The organism is Nocardioides sp. (assembly GCF_036401255.1).
Taxonomy (GTDB): domain Bacteria; phylum Actinomycetota; class Actinomycetes; order Propionibacteriales; family Nocardioidaceae; genus Nocardioides.
Genome location: NZ_DASWVI010000487.1, coordinates 12,302 through 32,366 on the forward strand (window position 1 = coordinate 12,302; position 20,065 = coordinate 32,366).

The following is a 20,065-nucleotide window of genomic DNA, read 5'->3' on the forward strand; positions in this document are numbered from 1 at the left end:
ACCTACCGTCCACAGGAGCGACCCCGACGGCGTTCTCCACAGCACCGGCCGGGACGGTCGGTGCCTGTCGGCGTGTCCCCGGAGCCTCGGTCTGACCGCACCGACCGAGGCAAGGAGACCTCCGTGAACGAATCCGTCATCACCGTCCAGGGCTGGCTCGGCAGCGACGTGACCCTGCGCCGCGCCGGCGACGTGCCCGTCGCCAGCTTCCGGCTGGCCTGCACCCCGCGCCGCTTCAACCGCCGCACCGAGAACTGGTCCGACGGCGAGACCCAGTGGTTCACCGTCAACGTCTGGCGCCAGCTCGCCGAGAACTGCGCGGCCTCGCTGCGCCGCGGCGACCCCGTGGTCGTCCAGGGCCGGCTCGACCTGCGAGCCTGGGTCAACTCCGACAACGTCGAGGTGACCGGGTTCGAGATCGACGCGACCCACCTGGGCCACGACCTCGCCCGTGGGACCAGCCACTTCACCCGCACCCCGAAGCGGGAGCCGACCGTCGAGACCGGTGTCCAGGCGGGCGCCCCGACCGGGCCGGAGGCGCCGGGGGAGGAGGTGGCGGCCTGATGCGCGGTCGCCCCCCGATCGGGCTTCGCAGCCGTTCGCCAACTAGGCTCGGGCCCCATGGCGGAATATGTGTTCACCCTGCGCAACGTGCGCAAGGCCCACGGCGACAAGGTCGTCCTCGACAACGTGACCCTCTCGTTCCTGCACGGGGCGAAGATCGGCGTCGTCGGCCCCAACGGTGCCGGCAAGTCGTCGCTGCTCAAGATCATGGCGGGCCTGGACCACCCCAACAACGGCGACGCGATCCGCGACCCGGAGGCCACCGTGGGCATGCTCCAGCAGGAGCCGCCGCTGACCGAGGGCAAGACGGTCCTGGAGAACGTCGAGGAGGCCGTCGGCGAGATCAAGGGCAAGCTCGACCGCTTCAACGCGATCTCCGAGGAGCTCGCCAACCCCGACGCCGACTACGACGCGCTGCTCGCTGAGATGGGCGACCTGCAGACCGACCTCGACCACGCCAACGCGTGGGACCTCGACAGCCGGCTCGACCAGGCCATGGACGCGCTGCGCTGCCCGCCGCCCGACGCGCTGGTCGACAACCTCTCCGGTGGTGAGCGCCGCCGCGTCGCGCTGTGCAAGCTGCTGCTCCAGCAGCCCGACCTGCTGCTGCTCGACGAGCCGACCAACCACCTCGACGCCGAGTCGGTGCAGTGGCTGGAGGGCCACCTCAAGAGCTACCCGGGCGCCGTGCTCGCCGTCACCCACGACCGCTACTTCCTCGACAACGTCGCCGAGTGGATCGCCGAGGTCGACCGTGGCCAGATCCACGGTTACGAGGGCAACTACTCGACCTACCTCGAGACGAAGAAGGAGCGCCTCAAGATCGAGGGGCAGAAGGACGCCAAGCGCGCCAAGATGCTCGAGAAGGAGCTGGAGTGGGTCCGCTCCAACCCCAAGGCGCGACAGGCCAAGAGCAAGTCGCGTCTGGCCCGCTACGAGGAGATGGCCGCCGAGGCCGACCGCGCCCGCAAGATCGACACCTCCGACATCAACATCCCGGCCGGTCCGCGGCTCGGTGACGTCGTGCTCGAGGCCAAGGGCCTGGTCAAGGGCTTCGAGGGCCGCACGCTCATGCACGACCTGTCCTTCACGCTGCCGCGCGCGGGCATCGTCGGTGTGATCGGCCCCAACGGTGTCGGCAAGACCACGCTGTTCCGGATGATCACCGGCAGCGAGGAGCCCGACGCGGGCGCGCTCACCGTCGGGCAGACCGTGAAGATCTCCTACGTCGACCAGAGCCGCGGCGGCATCGACCCCAACAAGAACGTCTGGGAGGTCGTCTCCGACGGCCTGGACTTCATCAAGGTCGCCAACTTCGAGATGAACAGCCGGGCCTACGTCGCCTCGTTCGGGTTCAAGGGTCCCGACCAGCAGAAGAAGGCGGGCGTGCTCTCCGGCGGCGAGCGCAACCGGCTCAACCTCGCGCTCACGCTCAAGATGGGCGGCAACCTGCTGCTGCTCGACGAGCCGACCAACGACCTCGACGTGGAGACCCTGTCCTCCCTGGAGGACGCGCTGCTCGACTTCCCGGGCTGTGCCGTGGTCACCTCCCACGACCGTTGGTTCCTCGACCGCATCGCCACCCACATCCTCGCCTGGGAGGGCGACGACGACGACGATGCCAAGTGGTTCTGGTTCGAGGGCAACTTCGCCTCCTACGAGGAGAACAAGGTCGAGCGCCTCGGCATCGAGGCGGCCCGCCCGCACCGGGTCACCCACCGGCGCCTCACACGCGACTGAGCCTGGCGGTGGTTGGGGTGCGAAGGCGCCCTGGCGCCCTGGCGCCTGAGGCTGGCGGTGGTTGAGGTGCGAAGGCGCTCTGGCGCCTGAGGCTGGCGGTGGTTGAGGTGCGAAGGCGCTCTGGCGCCTGAGCCTCGAAACCACCGAGACGTACGCGGGGCGGTGACGCCGGTCGCCGCCCTGCGGAGTCTCGGCGTCGGTTACCAGTTCGAGTGCGTCCGCCGACCGACTCGGTTTCGACGCGCCGACGCGACTTCGTTCCTCAGTCGCGTCGCTTGCTCAACCGAAATTCGTTGTAGGCCGCTGGCGCGTCCTACCGAATTTCCATCTCCGGGTGGGCGGCGACGAGGTGGTCGGACACGGCGTTCATCACCCGGCCGACCGCGGCGAAGTCCTCACGGCTGACGAGGTCGACGAGGTGGGCACGGACGCCCTCGACGTGCAGGGGCGCCATCCGCTCGAGCAGGTCGAGCCCCTCGTCGGTCATCGTGGCGACGACGCCGCGGCCGTCGTCGGGCGAGCTGCGGCGCACGACCAGCCCGGCGTGCTCCATGCGGGCCACCGTGTGGGTGACCCGGCTGCGGCTGTGGGCCAGGGCGTCGGCGAGCTGAGCCATCCGCATCTGCCGGCCCTCGGCCTCGGAGAGCCGGACCAGGATCTCGTACTCGACGAGCGAGAGGTCGCACGCACGACGCAGCTCGTCGTCGAGGCGGTCGAGGAGCAGGGTCATGCCCATGATCAGCGCGCGCCAGGAGCGCTGCTCGGTGTCGTCGAGCCAGCGCGGTCCGTCTCCCCCGTTGTCGCTCACGCGGGCAGTCTAGGTCGTCACGCGGGGCCCTGGAGGTCACTCGCGCCGATGCAGGAGTGTGACCTCGGTCGAAGACGCGAGGACGCCGGCCGCGATCGCGGCCGGCGTCCTGGGAGCGAGGAGCTACAGGCGCTCGAGGATGAGGGCCATGCCCTGGCCGCCGCCCACGCACATCGTGATCAGGCCGGTGGTCTTGTCGTGCCAGTCCAGGGAGTTCAGCATCGTGTTCTGCAGCCGTGCCCCCGTCATCCCGAACGGGTGTCCGACCGCGATCGCGCCGCCGTTGACGTTGAGCCGGTCGAGGTCGATGCCGAGGTCCTGGTAGGACGGGACGACCTGCGCCGCGAAGGCCTCGTTGATCTCGACCAGGTCGATGTCGCCGATGCTCATCTTGGCGTTCGCCAACGCCCGCTTGGTGGCCTCGACCGGTCCCAGGCCCATGATCTCCGGGGAGAGCCCGCTGACGCCGGTCGCGACGATCCGGGCGAGCGGCGTCACGCCCAGCTCCGCCGCCTTGGTGTCGGACATGATCACGACCGCCGCCGCGCCGTCGTTGAGGGGGCAGCAGTTGCCCGCGGTGACCACGCCGTCCGGGCGGAACACGGGCTGGAGCTGCGAGATCGCCTCGTAGGTGACCCCCGCGCGCGGGCCGTCGTCGGCGCTCACGACCGTGCCGTCCGGCGTCGTGACCGGGGTGATCTCCCGTGCCCAGAACCCGTCGTTGATGGCCTTCTCGGCGAGGTTCTGGGACCGGACACCGAACTCGTCGAGCTCCTTGCGGTCCAGGCCGCGCAGCCGGGCCACGTTCTCGGCGGTCTGACCCATCGCGATGTAGGCGTCGGGGAGCAGCCCGTCCTCGCGGGGGTCGTGCCAGTCGACGCCGCCCTCGGCGGTCTTCTCCGTGCGGGCCATCGCCTCGTCGAACAGTGGGTTCTTCGTGTCCGGCCAGTGATCGGAGGTGCCCTTGGCGAACCGGGAGACCGTCTCGACCCCGGCGGAGACGAAGATGTCGCCCTCGCCCGCCTTGATCGCGTGGAAGGCCATCCGGGTGGTCTGCACCGAGGAGGCGCAGTAGCGGGTGATCGTGGCACCGGGGACGTCGTCCATGCCGTTGAGCACGTTCACGATCCGCGCCATGTTGTTGCCCGACTCACCACCAGGCAGGCCGCAGCCGAGGTAGACGTCGTCGACGGAGTGAGGGTCGAGGCCCTCGACCTTGTCCAGCGCGGCCTTGATGATCAGGGCGCTCAGGTCGTCGGGGCGCAGGTCCTTCAGCGAGCCCTTGTTGGCTCGGCCGATGGGGGAGCGGGCGGCGGAAACGATGACTGCCTCGGGCATGCGTGCTCCATCTTGGTCGCGATCGGGGGATCGGGGTGGGCGAGGTGTCCGGCCAGACTAGACCGAGCACCGGCGCTCTGGACGAGACGCTCGTCACGCCTCGTCGACGACCGGGTCGCCGCTGGAGAGCTGCTCGCCGATCAGCGCCAGCGACCTGGACAAGAACTCACGGCGCTCGGACGGGGCGCGGAGCAGAGCAGCCAGCAGGACCCCGTCGTACGACGCCACCAGGGTCTCGGCGCGCTCACGGACGTCGGCCTTGCCGGTCGTCGTCATGATCCCCTCGACCACCGTGACCAGGCGCGACCGCTGGTCGGCGAGCATCGCCGCCAGTGCCGGGTCGCGGGTCGCCGCCATGCTCAGCTCGAGGCGAGCCACCAGCAGCTCGCGCTGGTCCAGCCACCGCAAGAACAAGGCGAGCGCCGCATCGACGCTCTCCTGCTCGCCCTCGCACTCCAGCCGCAGCTGCTCGGCCAACCGGTCGACGTCCGCGAGCAGGGCGCTCGCGACGTACTCGGTCAGCGCGCACTGGAGCGCCGAGCGGGTCCGCAGGTACGCCGAGCAGGTGCCCTCGGGCAGTCCGGCCCGCCGGTCCACGGCCCGGTGGGTGAGGCCGCGCAGGCCCTCGTCGGCGATCACGTGCAGCGCGGCGTCGAGCAGCTGACGACGACGCGGGCTCACCGAGGACATGACACGCACCTCTCCTGCGACGACCGGGCGGTCGGGGCGATCCTGTGAGCCGGGACACTACGCCTGCCCCCGAGTTGGTCGGCGACCATCGGCCGGGTAACTTCTACAGAAGTAGAGACTACATCCGTAGAAAGGCCGATCATGATCACCTACCCGTTCCTCGGCGTGGTCGCGATGGTGTTCGTCGTCGTCGGGCTGATCGCCTCCCTGGTGGCGATCGGCGTGCTGACCAGCTTCTTCGTCGGTCAGCGGCGCGACCGGCTCGCCCGCCACGAGAGCCTGCGGGCCCACTACCGGCGCCTCGTGTTCACCCCCTGACGCCTCACCCCGTCCGGTGGCCGCGTCTGGCAGCATCGGGCGGGTGCGGCACACCTATCGATGTCCGCTCCGCTGGGCCGACCTCGACCTGCTGGGGCACGTCAACAACGTCGTCTACGTGGACTACCTCCAGGAGGCCCGCGTCGACATGCTCCGCACCCACGGGCCGGCCGCCCACACCGGTGCGCTCGCCGAGGGTGTGGTGGTGGTCCGGCACGAGGTGAGCTACCTCGCTCCGCTCGCCTTCGGGTTCGAGCCCGTGACGATCGAGTCCTGGGTCACCGAGATCAGGGCCGCGACGTTCACGCTGGCCTACGAGATCTTCCACGAGCGGCCCGACGGTGAGCGGCGCGTCTACGCGCGCGCCAAGACCGTGCTGACGCCGTACGTGTTCGCCGACGAGCGTCCACGCCGGCTCACCCCCGACGAGCGGGACAGCCTGGCGGTGTTCCTCGAGCCCGACGATCCGGCGCCGCGTGTGCCGCTGGCCAGGGTGCGCCCCGACGTGGCGGCCCACGCACCCGTGCAGGTGCGCTTCTCCGACGTCGACGTCTACGGCCACGTGAACAACGTGAAGTACTTCGAGTACCTCCAGGAGGCGCGGATCCTGATGGTCGCCGACCTGTGGCGCGACCTGGACCCGATCTCGCTGGTCGTCGCCCAGACCGACGTCGACTACCGGGTGCCGATCCTCTTCCGTCCCGAGCCGTACGACGCCTGGTCCTGGGCCTCACGCGTCGGCCAGCGCTCCGCGACCATCGAGTCGATGATCCTCGACGGCGAGACGGTCCTGGCCCGCGCACGGGTCGCGATCGTGTTCTTCGACCCGCGGACCGAGCGGTCCGTCCCCCCGCCCGAGCCCTATCTCGAGGGGCTGCGCTCGCTGCTGGTGTCCTGAGGCCCGACCCCTGCCGACCGGAGCCGCTTGAGGCCGCGGTGCCGCGCGACGCGCACCGCGACCGCGGACATCCCGAGGGCGCGGGCCGTCGTCTCGACGTCGAGGCCGACGACCTCGAGGCAGCCCACGACCTCACGCTCGCGGGTCGGCAGGTCGGCCAGCGCGCGGACCACCCAGTCCTGGGCGGCGTACGCCGGCTCCGGGCCGGGGACCAGGGCGGGGTCCGCGATCTCGTGGGGGTCGGTGGCGTAGGTGCCGCGCCGCTGGCTGCGTCGACGCGTGTTGCCGCTGAGGTTGCGGGCGATGCCGAAGAGCCAGCCGGCGAACTCCGACGACGAACCGTCGAAGTCGTGGATCTTCTCCGCCGCGACCAGCCACGCCTCGGCCGCCACGTCCTCGGCGGTCACGGCGCTGTCTCCGCTGGGACGGGTGCTCAACCACACGAGCAGGCGGCCGGCGTGACTGCGGTAGAGGGCGCGCCAAGCCACGGCGTCGCCCCTCTTGGCGGCCGCCACCACCTCGTCGTCGCTGGTCACCTGGCTTGTCTGCCACCCGCTCCGCCACCGAGGCGCTCCCCGGTGGCATGGTCTGCGTCGTCCGGCCGTCCCGTCGGGTGGTCGGAGGCGTGCTCGTTGGGATGGTCGCCGGCGTGCTCGTCGGGGCCCTGCCCCGGATGGCCGTCGGAAGACTGCTCGCCCGGATCCTGGCCGGCGCCGGACCCGGGGGTGTCGTGCTCGCCGGAGTCGCCGGCGTCGCCAGCGCCGGTCGTTCCGGTCGTGCCGGTGGGCTGCGACCCCGGTCCGCGAGTGCCGGGACCAGAACCGCCAGAACCGGTGGTGGATCCGTCCGGCGAACCGCTGGTGTCCGGTCGGCTCGAGGAGTCGGGGGTGGTCCCGCGCGACCCGTCAGACGACGGACCGGCGGACCCGTCGGGACTGGTGCTCGGGAGCGGGGTGCGGCCGCCCGGCGTGGCCGGCGGCAGCGGATCGGGAGAATCGGTGGTGCCCAGGCCGCTCAACCAGGCGGCGCCGACCAGCACGGCGGCAACGCTCGCCGCGGCCAGTCCGACGCGCCAGGTCACGCGCGGTGCCGCTGCGCCGGCCGGAGCGGGGGTGCCGGCCGCGGCGAGCGAGCTCAGGCGCGCGAGGAACGCGTCGTCCGGCTCCAGCGTGGGTGCCGGCGTCCGCAATCGGGCGCGCGTGGGGTGGTCGGGCATGTCGTGCTCCTCCCAGGGTTGGCGGTCCCGACGTTAGTCGGGGGTGGGTCAACGTCGGGACCGCCGGTCCTGGGATCAGCCCTCGGAGGGCTCGGGGGAGGCGTGCTCGTTCGGGTGGTCACCGGCGTGCTCGTCCGGCCCGTTGCCCCGGTCGTCACCCTGGTGGCCGTGCTCCAGGCCGTCCTGGCCGTGGTCGGTCCCGCCCGGGAAGGCGTGGGTGTCGGGGTGCGTGCCGGCGTGCTCGTTCGGGCCGTCGTTGTCGGGGGCCTCGGTCTCCGGAGCCTCCGTCTCGGGGGCCTCGGTCTCCGGAGCCTCCGTCTCGGGAGCCTCGGTCTCCGGAGCCTCCGTCTCGGGGGCCTCGGTCTCGGGCGTCTCGGTCGCCTCGTGCTGGGCGCGGGCCTCGGCCGCGCGGGCCTGGCCGGCGGCGGCGTGCTCGTTGACCTCGTGGCCGTTCTTGTTCAGCACCGGCGAGCTCGTCGTGGTGGTCGCGGTGCTGGCGTCGTCGCTGTCCGAGCCGGACTGCGTCGCGTACGCCGTGCCGAACGTGAGTGCTGCGGCGAGGGCCGCGGTCGCGGCGACAGCGGTGGTGGTCCTGCGCATGTGCTGGGCCTCCTGTGTCGGGGTCGAGTCGGCGGTGGTCCGCCCGTTCACCCCAGACCTGTCACGGCCCCGGTCCGGCGTTACACGAGATCCGGACGTTTTCTGCCCGGGGTCCGCTCGAGCCCGCGGCCCTCACTCGAGGCTGTTCACCATGAACTGCGCGGCGTGCGTGACGTAGTCCCAGAACTGCGCGTCCTGCTCCGGTGTCAGCGCGACCTCGTCCAGGCCGGCCCGGAAGTGGCGCAGCCAGTGCTCCTTCGCCTCGGGCGTCACCGCGAACGGCGCGTGCCGGGCCCGCAGCCGCGGGTGGCCGCGGTTGTCGGAGTACGTCGTGGGGCCGCCCCAGTACTGCACCAGGAAGAGCAGGAACCGCTCCTCGGCAGGCCCGAGGTCCTCCTCGGGGTACATCGGCCGCAGCACCGGATCCTCGGCGACTCCCTCGTAGAACCTCGCGACGATCCGCCGGAAGGTCTCCAGGCCGCCGATCTCCTCGTAGAACGTGCTCACCGGTCCATTCTGTCGTCCGCCCGATGAGGGTGGCCGGGCGGCGTGCAAGACTCGCGGCGTCACGGCCTTCCGAGCCGACGCACCGCCTACGCACACCAACTCACCGCCAACGAACGAGGAGTGATCCGCACATGGCAACGACTCGCACCGCCACGACGCACTGGGAGGGCAGCCTTTTCGAGGGTGCCGGCAAGGTGACCCTCGAGTCCTCCGGCATCGGCACGTACGACGTGTCCTGGCCCTCACGTGCCGAGGAGCCGAACGGCAAGACCAGCCCCGAGGAGCTCATCGCGGCCGCGCACTCGGCGTGCTTCTCGATGGCGCTGTCCAACGGTCTCGCCAAGGCCGGCACCCCGCCGACGGCGCTCGACACCAGCGCCGAGGTGGAGTTCACCCCTGGCACCGGCATCACGGGGATCAAGCTCACGGTCAAGGGCGTCGTCGAGGGCATGAGCAACGACGACTTCGTCTCCGCCGCGCAGGCCGCCAAGGAGGGCTGCCCGGTCAGCCAGGCCCTCGCCGGGACCACGATCACGCTCGAGGCCTCGCTGGCCTGACCGATCCCTACTGCGGACCGGTGCTCTCCACCCGCCCGGTCTCGTAGGCCCACATCGCGATCTCGACCCGGTTCCGAGCACCGAGCTTGGCCATCAGGCTGCCCAGGTGGGTCTTCACGGTGCTCAGGCTGATGTGCAGTTCCGCGGCGATCTCGGCGTTGGTCCGTCCCCGCGCGACCGTGAGGAGCACCTGCTCCTCACGGTCGGTGAGGGGCTCCACCGGCGATGCCGGGTGTGACCTGGCGGGACGCGAGAACGTCTCCAGCAGCCGGGCGGTGACCCGCGGAGCGATGAGGGCATCGCCCTCGGCCGCGGCGCGGACGGCCTGGGCCAGCATCTCGGGCCCGGCGTCCTTCAGCAGGAAGCCCCGCGCGCCCGCGCGCAGAGCGCCGTACACGTACTCGTCGAGGTCGAAGGTCGTGATGACCACGACCGCCGGCGGGTCGGGGAAGGCCGTCACCTGCGCGGTCGCCTCGATGCCGTCGAGCCCGGGCATCCGGATGTCGAACAGACACACGTCCGGCCGGACGGTCCGCGTCAGCTGCACGGCCGTCCGGCCGTCGCCCGCCTCGCCGACCACCTCGATGCCCGGCTGCGCGTCGAGGATCATCCGCAGCCCGGTCCTCACGATCTCCTGGTCGTCGGCGAGCACCACCCGGATCGTCATGCCCCGGCCCTGTCTCGGGGGAGCACCTCGCGGGGGAGCACCGCGTCCACCAGCCATCCGCCGCCCGGCTGAGGTCCGGCGCTGAGCTGTCCGCCCAGCAGCGTGGCGCGTTCGTTCATGCCGACCAGCCCGTAGCCCGAGCCCAGCCCGCCGGGCTCGGCCGCGCCGTCATCGCGCACCTGGATCCGGAGGTCGGCACCCTCGTCGGACACCCGCACCGTGACCCGGGTGGCGCCGTGCGCGTGTCGCAGCGCGTTGGTCACCGACTCCTGAGCGATCCGGAAGAGTGCTGCCCCGATGGTCGGCGACACGGTCTCGACGGCGGTGGGCAGCTCGACCTCGATCGCCGGGACGGGTTCGGCACGGGCCAGCCCCGCGATGTCGCCCAGCCCACGCTGCGGGGCGAGGTCCGCGGGAAGGCCCTCGCGCAGCACCCCCACCATGGCTCGCATCTGGGCGAGCGTGCGGGCGGCCTCGCCCTCGATCACGCCGAGTGCGTCCACAGCCGCGTCCGGGTCCGAGGCGGCCACCGCGCGGCCGGCCTGGGCGCGGATCACGATCGCCGAGACGTGGTGGGCGACGATGTCGTGCAGCTCCCGGGCCAGCTGGCCGCGCTCCTCCAGCTTGACCTGCTCCAGCTCCCGCCGATGTGCATGGTCGCGCCACCGAACGGCGAGCCCGAGCACCGCTGGCAGCAGCAGGACCACGGCAGCACCGATCACGTCGCCGGTGCCGGTCGACTCCCGCACGAGCCCCAACGTCGCGGTCACGACGATCAGCCCCGATCCGACGACCGCTTGCCGACCCGAGCCCCACCGCATGAGCGCGTAGGGGAGCAGGAGCACGAACACGGTGGTGTTGAGGCCCACCTCCTGGTCGATCCCCAGGGCCCAGGCGGCGGCGGTCATCGCGAGTGCCGAGCCGAACCCGAGGACGACGGTCGCCAGCGGATGGAGACGTCGCCAGGGCAGTGAGATCGCGACGGCGATGGTCACGGCCGTGGCCACCGGGGCCCAGACGACGTCGTCGCGCAGGACGACCTCGACGACCGCTGTCGTGACGAACACGCCGACGAGCACCCAGTCGCGCGGCAGGGGAGGGGGAGCGCCCGGAGAGCGGGGCTCCGCCCAGGCCGACTCGATCGCCGCGCGGATCACGGCCTCAGCCTAGGGAAGCGGGCCGGTCGTCCGGATCGGCCGAAAGTCCAGGTCCCCCCACGGCTGCGCCGGCCGATCGGACGACCTGGCTCGGGCCTCGCGGCCGATGTGGGGACGGACCGCTCGGCCGGAGGCTGGCGGCATGACGACGGACACACTCTTCCGGTGGGGCCGGCTGGCCGCACGCCGACCCTGGGCGGTCGTCGCGGCGTGGCTCGCGACGCTGGCCATCGCTCTCGCCGCCTCGGTCGGCTTCGGCGGCGAGTTCGAGGACTCCTTCGGTGCACCCGGCCTGGACTCGCAGGAGGCCGCAGACCTGCTCGCGTCGGTGGGTGCCGCGGACGCCGGCCTGAGCGCTCACGTGGTCCTGGCCGCGCCCGAGGGGGCCGGGTTCGACCGGCCGGGCCGCCCCGAGCGCGACCTGGCCGCCGTCCGGGATCAGGTCGCGGCCCTCCCGCACGTGCTGGGAGTCGACCAACAGGTCGCCCCGGCCGGCGACATCGCCATCCTGGTCGTGCGCTACCCCGCGCTCGAGGACCTGGAGCCCGCGGACCTGGACCGGTTGAAGGCCGCTGTGGAGCGAGCGCCGACGGACGCGGCGACGCAGGTCGAGATGGGCGGGCCGCTGTTCTTCGCGTTCGAGGACGGCGGGGCCGGTGGCGCCGAGGGCATCGGTCTGGCGATCGCGGTCGTGGTCCTGCTGGTGGCCTTCGGGTCCCTCGTGGCCGCGGGCATCCCCTTGGTCACCGCGGTCCTGGGTCTCGGGATCTCCACCCTCGCGCTCACGGTCGTGGCTCGCCTGATCGACGTCCCGACCTGGGCGCCGGTGCTCGGCAGCATGGTCGGCCTCGGCGTGGGCATCGACTACGCGCTGCTCCTGGTCAGCCGCTTCCGCGAGTACGTCGCCGCCGGGGAGAGCGTGCCGGACGCGGTGGGGCGCGCGACGACCACCGCCGGCCGTTCGGTGCTCCTGGCCGGCGTCACCGTCGTGGTCTCGATCCTCGGCCTGGTGGTCGCAGGCATCCCCTTCATGACCGCCGGCGCGGTGTCCGTGTCCCTGATCGTGCTGGTGATGATGGCGGTCTCGGTGACGCTGGTCCCGGCCCTGCTCGGCCTGGGTGGCGGGCGGGTCGCACGCCGCGCCGACCGCTCCGGTGCGGAGTCCCGGCGCTGGTCGCGCTGGGGCTGGCACGTGTCGCGGCATCCGTGGGCGTACGCCGCGGGCGGCACGCTCGTGCTGCTGGCGTTGGCCGTCCCCGCGCTGTCGATGCGGATCGGCAACCCCGACGACGGCACGATGCCTCGGGAGCGGACCGAGCGCCGGGCCTACGATCTGGTCGCCGACGGGTTCGGACCCGGCACGAACGGCCCGTTCGTCATCGCCGTGGAGACCGGTGGGGACAAGGCCGTGGTGGACCGGGTGGGTGCGGCCGTGGCGGCGGACCCGGGCATCGCCGGCGTCGGCCCGGCCGAGATCGCCGATGGTGGCACGGTGGCGACGGTCGTCGCCACGCCCACGACCGGGCCGCAGGACGAGGCCACCGTCGAGACGCTGCACCGACTGCGTGCCGACGTGCTGCCGGGGGCGCTGGCGGGGACCTCGGCGCAGGCCCACGTCGGCGGACAGGCCGCGACCTTCGCCGACGTGGGCGGCCGGGTCAGCGAACGGCTGCCCTGGTTCGTGGCGGCGGTGACGCTGGTCGCCCTGCTGTTCCTGGGCGTGGTCTTCCGCTCGCTGCTCGTTCCGATCAAGGCTGCCGCGCTGAACCTGCTCGGGATCGGCGCGTCGTACGGTCTGCTGGTCATGGTCTTCCAGTGGGGCTGGGGTGCGGACCTGATCGGGCTCGAGTCCACGATCCCGGTGGTCTCGTTCATCCCCATGTTCATGTTCGCGATGCTGTTCGGGCTGTCGATGGACTACGAGGTGTTCCTTGTGTCCCGCATCCGCGAGGAGTTCCGTGCCTCCGGGGACCCCGTCGCCGCGGTGGTGCACGGCATCGCCAGGACCGCCCGCCTGATCAGCAGCGCCGCGCTCATCATGGTCGCGGTCTTCCTGGGCTTCGTGGTCGGCACCGATCCGTTCACGAAGATGTTCGGGCTGGGGTTGGCCGCCGCGATCGCGATCGACGCCACGGTGGTGCGGCTCGTGCTGGTCCCCGCCGTCATGACGCTGATGGGCCGCGCGGCGTGGCAGCTGCCGCGCCGGTTGGCCCGGGTGCTCCCGCAGCCCGGCGAGCCGGACCCTAGTGGTCCGTCCCGTCCCGCTCCTCGGCCTCGCGCTCGGCGTGTTCCTCGCGGTGCCAGATGACCCGCTGCGGCAGCGGGATCTCGATGCCCTCGTGGTCGAAGCGCGCCTTGATCCGCTGGCGCAGCTCGCGGGCCACGGCCCACTGCTCCATCGGAGCGGTCTTGAGCAGGACCCGCAGCGTGACCGACTCCGGGCCGAGCACCTCGACGCCGGTGACCTCGGGCTCCTCGATGATCACGCCGTGGAAGTCCTCGTCCTCCCACAGGTCGTGCGCGATGTCCTTGAGCACGCGGGTGACGCGGGCCAGGTCCTCGTCGTAGGCGACTCCCACGTCGACCACGGCGCGCGACCAGTTCTGGCTCATGTTGCCCACGCGCAGGATCTCGCCGTTGGGGACGTACCAGACGGTGCCGCTGAGGTCGCGCAGCCGCGTGACCCGCAGGCTCACCGCCTCGACGACGCCGGTGGCCTCGCCGACGTCGACCACGTCGCCCACGCCGTACTGGTCCTCGAAGATCATGAAGACGCCCGAGAGGAAGTCCTTGACCAGCGACTGGGCGCCGAAGCCCAGCGCGATGCCGATGATGCCGGCGCTGGCGATGATCGGCGCGATGTTCACGCCGACCTCGCTGAGGATCATCGTGCCGAACACGGCGATCAGCAGTCCGGTGATCACGCTCTTGAGCAGGTCGCCCATGGTCTTGGCGCGCTGGACGCGACGGGTCGAGGCAGCCAGGTCCTGGGCGCTGGCCTGCTGCGCGGCCTTGCCGCGCAGGCCGAACCGGCTCACCCGGTCGGGGAGCACGCCGTCCTCCGCGCGCAACACCAGCCGGTCCACGAGCCGGTGCAGCACCCACCGGACCATCATCATCAGCAGGAGCAGCCAGAGGATCATCAGCGGCTTGCCGATCAAGATGTCGGACGCGTTGGCGAGCCTCTGGTTGTCGGTCCAGTCGAGGACGGTCTTGCACAGTGTGTCGGACGGGTCACACGTCGCGTCTTCGAAGCCGAACATGGCCCCTATGTCTACCGCACCGGGCAAGGTCGGGCGACGGTCGGTCGGGGCGTTACCCTTCTGCCCGTGACCACGCTCGCGCACCTGCTCCGTCGTACCGCCGTCGTCCTCCTGGCGGGGGCTCTCGTCGTCGCCGCCGCCGGCCCCGCCGGCGCGGACACCCCGGAGGGCTGGCCGGTGTCCGATCCGGTCGACCCGGTCGAGGCGCTGCTGCTGCTCGGCGGGATCCCGCTGCTGATCATCCTCGTGGTCGCGTTCCTCGTGTTCGTCCCCGGCCGCTCCCGTCGTGCGGCGGCGGGCCACCCGGTCGAGGACCACTGGTTCGGCGGGCCGCGCCAGGGCGTCGCGGAGCTGCCCGCGGCCGAGCCGGGGGAGCAGGGCACGGGCGGCACCAGTGCGCGGTGGTGAGTTCGACGGGGCCGAGCGCTTCGCGATCGAGGACGCGATCCGGAGCGCCGAGCAGGTCTCTCGTTACGAGTTCAGCGTGTTCGTGGGCCGCGCGGAGGGCGAGCCGCGTGCGTTCGCGACCCGGCTGCACCGTTCGCTGGTCGCCCCCGACCGCAGCGTGCTGATCCTGGTCGACCCGGCGCGGCACGCCCTCGAGATCGTGACCGGCGCCGACGTCCGCGCCCACCTCAGCGATCACCAGGTGGAGCTGAGCGCGGCCCAGATGCAGTCCTCGTTCGCCGTCGGCGACCTGGTCGGCGGGCTGCGACGCGGCATCCACCTGCTCGCCGACTACGCCCGCACGCCTCAGAGCCTCCACGCCGACTGAAACGCCGAGTCGGCGTGGTTCAGCGGGAAACTGGTGCCTACTCGGCGTCCTTGACCTGGGCGGCCAGGGCGCGGGCGACGTCGGCGCGGCCCTCGCGCACGTAGCGCTTCGCGGCCGGGTTGGCGGAGGAGGACTCCAGCCAGGCGTCGACGCGGTCGAGCAGCTCCTGGCTGGCCAGCTGCTTGGGGAAGATGAACTCCAGGGCGGTCGAGGCCCGCTGGGTGCCCTTCTCCTCCCACATCGTGTCGGCCGCCTCGAGGTACTTCTCGACGTACGGCGCGAGCACGTCGTCCTGGCCGACCCGCTGGAACGCCAGCACGACGCTGCGCTGGGTCTCGTTGGCGACGTCGTCACGGACCATGGCCAGCTCCCACGCCTCGGCCTTGGCCTCCGCGGTCGGCCGTGAGGCACGGGCAGCGGCCGCATGCTCCTGGCCGGAGATCGTGTTGTCGGCAGCGGCCTCGGTCTCGATGCGGTCGCCCTCGCGGCCGTTGACCGCCAAGGCCGTCACCAGCGTCCAGCGCAGGTCCTGGTCGACCGCGAGCCCCTCGATCTCCAGACCGCCGTCGAGCAGCGCCTCGAGGTCGGCGATCGCCTGGTCGCTGTGCGCCACCGCGGCGTAGGTGCGGGCGAAGGTGAGCTGCTGGTCGCTGCCCGGCTCGGCGGCGAGCAGCAGCTCGCGCAGGCCGGACTCGAAGCGCTGGCGCAGCTCGGCGCGGTGCTCGGGGGCGGAGTAGAGGTTGACCGCCTGGAGCGCGTACGTCGGGATCCGGCTGACGCCCCACGCGTCGGTCTCCTGGCCGATGTTGGCGAGCACCAGCGCGACGAAGTCCGTCGCCGACATCTCCGCGTCGCGGGTCATGTCCCAGGCGGCGCCCCACACGATCGCTCGGGCCAGCGAGTCGTCGAGCTTGGACAGGCCCGCGATGCCGGTCGCCAGCGAGCGCTCGTCGAGACGGACCTTGGCGTAGGCGAGGTCGCCCTCGTTGAGCAGCAGCAGGTCCGGCTGCTTCTCGCCGACCAGCTCGGCGACCTGCGTGGTCGGGCCCTCGACGTCCACCTCGAACGACGTGCGGCGCACCAGGCGGCCGTCCACCTCGTCGTACAGGCCGATGCCGAGCCGGTGCCGGCGCAGGGTAGGCCAGTCCGCGGGGGCGGACTGGGACACGGAGAACGAGGAGTACGCGCCCTCGGCGTCGAGCTCGAAGACCGGGGAGAGCGTGTTGACGCCGGCGGTCTGCAGCCACTCCTTCGCCCATCCGGACAGCTCGCGGCCGGATGCCTTCTCCAGCGCGGCGAGGAGGTCGGAGAACTCGGAGTTGGAGTACTCGAAGTCCTTGAAGTACTGGCGCAGTCCCTGCAGGAACGGCTCCAGGCCGACCCAGGCGACCAGCTGCTTGAGCACCGACGCGCCCTTGGCGTAGGTGATCATGTCGAAGTTGACCTCGACGGCCTGCAGGTCGTAGTTGTCCGCGGCGATCGGGTGGGTGCTGGGCAGCTGGTCCTGGCGGTAGCCGGTCTGCTTGCGGGCGTTCGCGAACCCGGTCCAGGCGTCGGTGAACTCGGTGACCTCGGCCTCGCACCAGTAGCAGGCCCACTCGGCGAACGACTCGTTGAGCCACAGGTCGTCCCACCACTTCATGGTCACCAGGTCGCCGAACCACATGTGCGCCATCTCGTGGGTGATCACCGAGCAGCGGAACTCGTAGAACGAGCGCGGCTGGCGGCTGCGAGGCAGGTACTCGTCACGCAGGGTGACGCAGCCGGCGTTCTCCATCGCGCCCATGTTGTACTCCGGCACGTAGAGCTGGTCGTACTTGCCGAACGGATAGGGGTAGTCGAACTGCTCCTCGAAGAACGCGAAGCTCTGCTTGGTGATCTTCACCAGCTCGTCGACGTCGAGGTGCTCGACCAGCGACTGGCGGCAGTAGTGGCCGAGCGGGATGTCGCCGTGCTTGCCGTGGTAGACGTGCTGCACCTCGTGGTACTCGCCGGCGACGATCGCGGTGATGTAGGTCGACATCGGCTTGGTGGGGGCGAAGCGCCACACGGCTCGGCCCTCGTCGAGCGGCTCCGGCTCGGGGGTGGGCGAGTTCGACACGACCTTCCAGTGCGCGGGCGCGGTGACGTTGAACGTGAACGGCGCCTTCAGGTCGGGCTGCTCGAACGTCGTGTAGACGCGGCGGGCGTCGGGCACCTCGAACTGGGAGTAGAGGTAGACCCGGTCGTCGGCGGGGTCGACGAACCGGTGCAGGCCCTCGCCGGTGCGGGAGTAGGTGCAGTCGGCGCGCACGACGAGCTCGTTCTCGGCAGCGAGGCCGCTCAGCGCGATCCGGCTGTCGGCGTACGCCGTCGCCGGGTCGATGGACTCGCCGTTCAGCGTGATCTCGTGGACCTCGGCGCCGACGAGGTCCGCGAACGTGTCCGCGCCGGGCTCGGCGCAGGTGAACCGGATCGTGGTGGTCGAGCCGAACGTTGTGTCGCCCGTCGTGAGGTCCAGGTCGATGGAGTACGACGTGACGTCCAGGAGCGCGGCGCGGGTCGCGGCCTCGTCCCGGGTGAGGTTGGTTCCAGGCATGCGTCGCATCCTGCCACCCGGGTCGCGGTCGGTGGAATCGAGATCCGACCGGCATGATGGCGCCGTGAGCGAGCCGGGTCGGACACGCGAGGTCGCACTCGTCTTCCTCCGGCTGGGCACGGTCGCCTTCGGCGGACCGGTCGCGCACACCGCGATGATGCGCGAGGAGCTCGTGCGGCGCCGCGGCTGGGTCACCGACGAGCGGTTCGTCGACCTCATGGGCGCCACGAACCTGATCCCGGGCCCCAACTCCACCGAGCTGGCGATCCACCTCGGCTTCGACCGCGCCCGCTGGCGCGGACTGCTGCTTGCGGGCCTGTGCTTCATCCTGCCCGCGGCGCTGATCGTGACCGGCCTCGCGTGGGCGTACGTCGAGCACGGCGACACCCCGTCGGCCGAGTGGCTGCTCCACGGCGTGGTGCCTGCGGTGCTCGCGATCGTCGCCTGGGCGCTGGTGGCGCTGCTCCCGACGGTCGTGAAGTCCGTCTGGCTCGGCCTGCTGGCCGCGGCCGGCCTCGCGGCGTACCTCCTCGGCGTCAGCGAGCTGATCGTGCTGTTCGGCGGGGCCGCGGTCGCCGGTCTGGCGCGGCTCGCGAGCCGGCCGGGGGCGGCGCGTCAGGCGCTCCTCGCCCCGCTCGCGGTCGTGTTCCCGGACCCCACGGCCGGCCAGCTCGCCCAGCTGTTCCTCACGATGCTCAAGATCGGGTCGGTGCTCTACGGCAGCGGCTACGTGCTGCTGGCGTTCCTCGAGGGTGACCTCGTCCACCGCTTGGGGTGGGTCACCGAGGGGCAGTTGCTCGACGCGATCTCGATCGGTCAGGTGACGCCCGGGCCGGTGTTCACGACCGCGACCTTCCTGGGCTACCTCGTCGCCGGCCTGCCGGGCGCGTTCCTCGCGACCGTCGCGATCTTCCTCCCGTCCTTCCTCTTCGTCGGGCTGCTGACCCGGATCACCGACCGGCTCCGGTCCTCGCCGTGGACCTCGGTGATGCTCGACGGCCTGAACGCCACCGCGCTCGCGTTGATGGCCGGCGTGTCCTGGCGGTTGGGCCGAGACGCGCTGGTCGACGGCTGGACGGTCGGCATCTTCGGCGTGACGCTGCTGCTGCTGTGGCGCACCGAGCTCAACAGCGCGTGGTACGTCGCCGGCGGCGCCAGCGCGGGAATAGTCCTCGGTCTGCTCGGTTGGAGTTGACATGACCAAGACCGCTGAGCCGACCTCCGGGGCTGACTTCTGGTTCGACCCCGTGTGCCCCTTCGCCTGGATCACTTCGCGCTGGATCCTCGAGGTCGAGCAGGTGCGTGACATCGAGGTCACCTGGCACATCATGAGCCTGGCCTACCTCAACCAGGACAAGGACATCCCCGACGACTACCGGAAGTTCCTCGAGCCCGCATGGGGCCCGGTGCGTGTGCTGATGGCCGCGGAGCAGAAGTACGGCAAGGAGGTGCTGCTGCCGCTCTACACCGCGCTCGGCACCCGCTTCCACCTCGAGAAGGCCGACAAGAGCCGCGCCACGATCGAGGCGGCCCTCGAGGAGGCCGGGCTCGACCTGGCGCTCGCCGACGCGATCGACGACCCGTCGTACGACGAGGCGATCGCCCGGTCCCACCACCTCGGTATGGACCAGGTCGGCAACGAGGTCGGCACCCCCACGATCGCCTTCGATGGCCACGCGTTCTTCGGTCCGGTGATCAGCAAGGCTCCCCGCGGCGAGGACGCCGGACGGATGTGGGACGCCTTCGTCACGCTGTCGGCCTACGACCACTTCTACGAGCTCAAGCGCAGTCGCACCGCGGACCTCGACTTCACCTGACCGACGCCAATAGCGTGGGCCCATGACGAGCCACCACACGCAGGCCGACTGGGGAGACGACGTCCGGGTGCTCGCGCGGGCGGTGGACCAGGGCGGGGACGTCCTCGACCAGGTGCACCGGGACCTGCTGGAGCGCCCGACGCCGTGCGAGGGATGGGACGTCGCCGCGCTCGCCGACCACCTGGTCGCCGCGCCGACGAACTTCCTCACGATGGCGCGCGGCGAGCAGCCCGACTGGTCCGCCCCGCCGCCGCACATCGAGGAGGAGTGGGGGCCGGCGTTCCGGGTCGTCGGTGACGACCTCATCCACTGGTGGCACGAGCACGCCGGCGAGACCGAGTCCAGCGCGGACATGGCGACCGCCGAGCTCGCCGTGCACACGTGGGACCTGGCGACGGCGATCGGCTTCCCGGTCGCTCGCCTCGACCCGGAGATCGCCGAGCGGGCGCTGGCGTTCCTGCGGGCGGGGCTGACCGACGACAACCGCGGGCCGGTGTTCGGGCCGGAGCAGCCCGCGCCCGACGGCGCCGGCCCGTACGAGCGGCTGGCCGCCTTCGCAGGGCGCGGGATCG

The 20,065-nt window shown here is 71.6% G+C and carries 22 protein-coding genes; 11 read left to right on the top strand and 11 right to left on the bottom strand.

The genetic code is table 11. The features are described from left to right. The first annotated feature begins 123 nt into the window (after positions 1-123). Both ssb and ettA read left to right on the top strand, forming a co-directional pair. Complete coding sequence (ssb, locus tag VGD85_RS22535; RefSeq protein ID WP_331065672.1) at positions 124-564, top strand: single-stranded DNA-binding protein; 441 nt, start codon at positions 124-126, stop codon at positions 562-564. A gap of 57 nt (positions 565-621) precedes the next feature. Next, positions 622-2,304 carry an energy-dependent translational throttle protein EttA gene (gene ettA, locus VGD85_RS22540; protein WP_331065673.1) on the top strand — a complete coding sequence of 561 codons (1,683 nt, stop codon included), beginning with the start codon at positions 622-624 and terminating at the stop codon, positions 2,302-2,304. A gap of 313 nt (positions 2,305-2,617) precedes the next feature. On the opposite strand, the gene VGD85_RS22545 is transcribed toward ettA, so the two are convergent. The 3 genes from VGD85_RS22545 to VGD85_RS22555 all read right to left on the bottom strand — a co-directional run bounded on the left by VGD85_RS22545 (position 2,618) and on the right by VGD85_RS22555 (position 5,140). After that, positions 2,618-3,112 (bottom strand): MarR family winged helix-turn-helix transcriptional regulator, encoded by a 495-nt coding sequence (locus VGD85_RS22545; protein WP_331065674.1) that lies wholly within the window; start codon positions 3,110-3,112, stop codon positions 2,618-2,620. A gap of 123 nt (positions 3,113-3,235) precedes the next feature. Next, positions 3,236-4,450: an acetyl-CoA C-acetyltransferase gene (locus VGD85_RS22550; protein WP_331065675.1), complete on the bottom strand. Its 1,215-nt coding sequence runs from the start codon at positions 4,448-4,450 to the stop codon at positions 3,236-3,238. A 93-nt stretch (positions 4,451-4,543) separates the two neighbouring features. Further along, complete coding sequence (locus tag VGD85_RS22555) at positions 4,544-5,140, bottom strand: hypothetical protein (RefSeq protein ID WP_331065676.1); 597 nt, start codon at positions 5,138-5,140, stop codon at positions 4,544-4,546. A 141-nt stretch (positions 5,141-5,281) separates the two neighbouring features. Here VGD85_RS22555 and VGD85_RS22560 point away from each other — a divergent pair, with 141 nt between their 5' ends. Continuing rightward, on the top strand, positions 5,282-5,458 hold the full coding sequence (locus tag VGD85_RS22560) for a hypothetical protein (RefSeq protein ID WP_331065677.1): 177 nt from the start codon (positions 5,282-5,284) through the stop codon (positions 5,456-5,458). Between the two features lie 43 nt (positions 5,459-5,501). Further along, positions 5,502-6,356, top strand: coding sequence for an acyl-CoA thioesterase (locus VGD85_RS22565; protein ID WP_331065678.1), 855 nt, complete (start codon positions 5,502-5,504; stop codon positions 6,354-6,356). Here VGD85_RS22565 and VGD85_RS22570 read toward each other — a convergent pair. From VGD85_RS22570 to VGD85_RS22585, 4 genes are all read right to left on the bottom strand, one after another. Next, positions 6,320-6,892: a sigma-70 family RNA polymerase sigma factor gene (locus VGD85_RS22570; RefSeq protein WP_331065679.1), complete on the bottom strand. Its 573-nt coding sequence runs from the start codon at positions 6,890-6,892 to the stop codon at positions 6,320-6,322. The genes VGD85_RS22565 and VGD85_RS22570 overlap by 37 nt on opposite strands. After that, entirely contained in the window at positions 6,889-7,572 is a 684-nt protein-coding gene (locus VGD85_RS22575) for a hypothetical protein (protein ID WP_331065680.1), read from the bottom strand. The genes VGD85_RS22570 and VGD85_RS22575 overlap by 4 nt, the downstream gene beginning before the upstream one ends. Positions 7,573-7,647: 75 nt before the next feature. Next, positions 7,648-8,172, bottom strand: a complete 525-nt coding sequence (locus VGD85_RS22580) for a hypothetical protein (protein WP_331065681.1) — start codon at positions 8,170-8,172, stop codon at positions 7,648-7,650. A 132-nt stretch (positions 8,173-8,304) separates the two neighbouring features. Then, positions 8,305-8,679, bottom strand: coding sequence for a globin (locus VGD85_RS22585; protein WP_331065682.1), 375 nt, complete (start codon positions 8,677-8,679; stop codon positions 8,305-8,307). A gap of 131 nt (positions 8,680-8,810) precedes the next feature. On the opposite strand from VGD85_RS22585, the gene VGD85_RS22590 reads away from it, so the two are divergent. Then, positions 8,811-9,236, top strand: a complete 426-nt coding sequence (locus VGD85_RS22590) for an OsmC family peroxiredoxin (RefSeq protein ID WP_331065683.1) — start codon at positions 8,811-8,813, stop codon at positions 9,234-9,236. 7 nt (positions 9,237-9,243) lie between these two features. On the opposite strand, the gene VGD85_RS22595 is transcribed toward VGD85_RS22590, so the two are convergent. Both VGD85_RS22595 and VGD85_RS22600 read right to left on the bottom strand, forming a co-directional pair. Continuing rightward, on the bottom strand, positions 9,244-9,903 hold the full coding sequence (locus VGD85_RS22595) for a response regulator transcription factor (RefSeq protein ID WP_331065684.1): 660 nt from the start codon (positions 9,901-9,903) through the stop codon (positions 9,244-9,246). Continuing rightward, on the bottom strand, positions 9,900-11,060 hold the full coding sequence (locus tag VGD85_RS22600; RefSeq protein ID WP_331065685.1) for a sensor histidine kinase: 1,161 nt from the start codon (positions 11,058-11,060) through the stop codon (positions 9,900-9,902). The genes VGD85_RS22595 and VGD85_RS22600 overlap by 4 nt, the downstream gene beginning before the upstream one ends. Positions 11,061-11,202: 142 nt before the next feature. Between VGD85_RS22600 and VGD85_RS22605 the strand changes: the two genes are divergently transcribed. Next, on the top strand, positions 11,203-13,368 hold the full coding sequence (locus VGD85_RS22605; protein WP_331065686.1) for an MMPL family transporter: 2,166 nt from the start codon (positions 11,203-11,205) through the stop codon (positions 13,366-13,368). On the opposite strand, the gene VGD85_RS22610 is transcribed toward VGD85_RS22605, so the two are convergent. Beyond that, positions 13,304-14,323 (bottom strand): mechanosensitive ion channel family protein, encoded by a 1,020-nt coding sequence (locus VGD85_RS22610; protein ID WP_331065687.1) that lies wholly within the window; start codon positions 14,321-14,323, stop codon positions 13,304-13,306. The two genes, VGD85_RS22605 and VGD85_RS22610, sit on opposite strands and share 65 nt — an antisense overlap. A gap of 66 nt (positions 14,324-14,389) precedes the next feature. On the opposite strand from VGD85_RS22610, the gene VGD85_RS22615 reads away from it, so the two are divergent. Both VGD85_RS22615 and VGD85_RS22620 read left to right on the top strand, forming a co-directional pair. After that, on the top strand, positions 14,390-14,731 hold the full coding sequence (locus tag VGD85_RS22615; RefSeq protein WP_331065688.1) for a hypothetical protein: 342 nt from the start codon (positions 14,390-14,392) through the stop codon (positions 14,729-14,731). After that, on the top strand, positions 14,718-15,098 hold the full coding sequence (locus VGD85_RS22620; RefSeq protein ID WP_331065689.1) for a DUF5130 family protein: 381 nt from the start codon (positions 14,718-14,720) through the stop codon (positions 15,096-15,098). The genes VGD85_RS22615 and VGD85_RS22620 overlap by 14 nt, the downstream gene beginning before the upstream one ends. 37 nt (positions 15,099-15,135) lie before the next feature. On the opposite strand, the gene pepN is transcribed toward VGD85_RS22620, so the two are convergent. Beyond that, on the bottom strand, positions 15,136-17,676 hold the full coding sequence (gene pepN / locus VGD85_RS22625; RefSeq protein ID WP_331065690.1) for an aminopeptidase N: 2,541 nt from the start codon (positions 17,674-17,676) through the stop codon (positions 15,136-15,138). 64 nt (positions 17,677-17,740) lie between these two features. Between pepN and chrA the strand changes: the two genes are divergently transcribed. The 3 genes from chrA to VGD85_RS22640 all read left to right on the top strand — a co-directional run. Next, positions 17,741-18,871, top strand: coding sequence for a chromate efflux transporter (chrA, locus tag VGD85_RS22630; RefSeq protein WP_331065691.1), 1,131 nt, complete (start codon positions 17,741-17,743; stop codon positions 18,869-18,871). Position 18,872: 1 nt separating this feature from the next. Beyond that, positions 18,873-19,493, top strand: a complete 621-nt coding sequence (locus tag VGD85_RS22635) for a DsbA family protein (RefSeq protein WP_331065692.1) — start codon at positions 18,873-18,875, stop codon at positions 19,491-19,493. Between the two features lie 22 nt (positions 19,494-19,515). After that, a partial coding sequence (locus VGD85_RS22640) for a TIGR03086 family metal-binding protein (protein ID WP_331065693.1) occupies positions 19,516-20,065 on the top strand: 550 nt, incomplete at its 3' end.

What these genes read in the sequence shown, in the direction of transcription:
- VGD85_RS22560 (WP_331065677.1), top strand. Translation starts at nt 5,282, where the DNA reads ATGATCACCTACCCGTTCCTCGGCGTGGTCGCGATGGTGTTCGTCGTC.
- VGD85_RS22590 (WP_331065683.1), top strand. Translation starts at nt 8,811, where the DNA reads ATGGCAACGACTCGCACCGCCACGACGCACTGGGAGGGCAGCCTTTTC.
- VGD85_RS22555 (WP_331065676.1), bottom strand. Translation starts at nt 5,140, where the DNA reads ATGTCCTCGGTGAGCCCGCGTCGTCGTCAGCTGCTCGACGCCGCGCTG.
- VGD85_RS22575 (WP_331065680.1), bottom strand. Translation starts at nt 7,572, where the DNA reads ATGCCCGACCACCCCACGCGCGCCCGATTGCGGACGCCGGCACCCACG.
- ettA (WP_331065673.1), top strand. Translation starts at nt 622, where the DNA reads ATGGCGGAATATGTGTTCACCCTGCGCAACGTGCGCAAGGCCCACGGC.
- VGD85_RS22605 (WP_331065686.1), top strand. Translation starts at nt 11,203, where the DNA reads ATGACGACGGACACACTCTTCCGGTGGGGCCGGCTGGCCGCACGCCGA.
- VGD85_RS22595 (WP_331065684.1), bottom strand. Translation starts at nt 9,903, where the DNA reads ATGACGATCCGGGTGGTGCTCGCCGACGACCAGGAGATCGTGAGGACC.
- VGD85_RS22635 (WP_331065692.1), top strand. Translation starts at nt 18,873, where the DNA reads ATGACCAAGACCGCTGAGCCGACCTCCGGGGCTGACTTCTGGTTCGAC.
- VGD85_RS22550 (WP_331065675.1), bottom strand. Translation starts at nt 4,450, where the DNA reads ATGCCCGAGGCAGTCATCGTTTCCGCCGCCCGCTCCCCCATCGGCCGA.
- pepN (WP_331065690.1), bottom strand. Translation starts at nt 17,676, where the DNA reads ATGCCTGGAACCAACCTCACCCGGGACGAGGCCGCGACCCGCGCCGCG.
- VGD85_RS22610 (WP_331065687.1), bottom strand. Translation starts at nt 14,323, where the DNA reads ATGTTCGGCTTCGAAGACGCGACGTGTGACCCGTCCGACACACTGTGC.
- VGD85_RS22580 (WP_331065681.1), bottom strand. Translation starts at nt 8,172, where the DNA reads ATGCGCAGGACCACCACCGCTGTCGCCGCGACCGCGGCCCTCGCCGCA.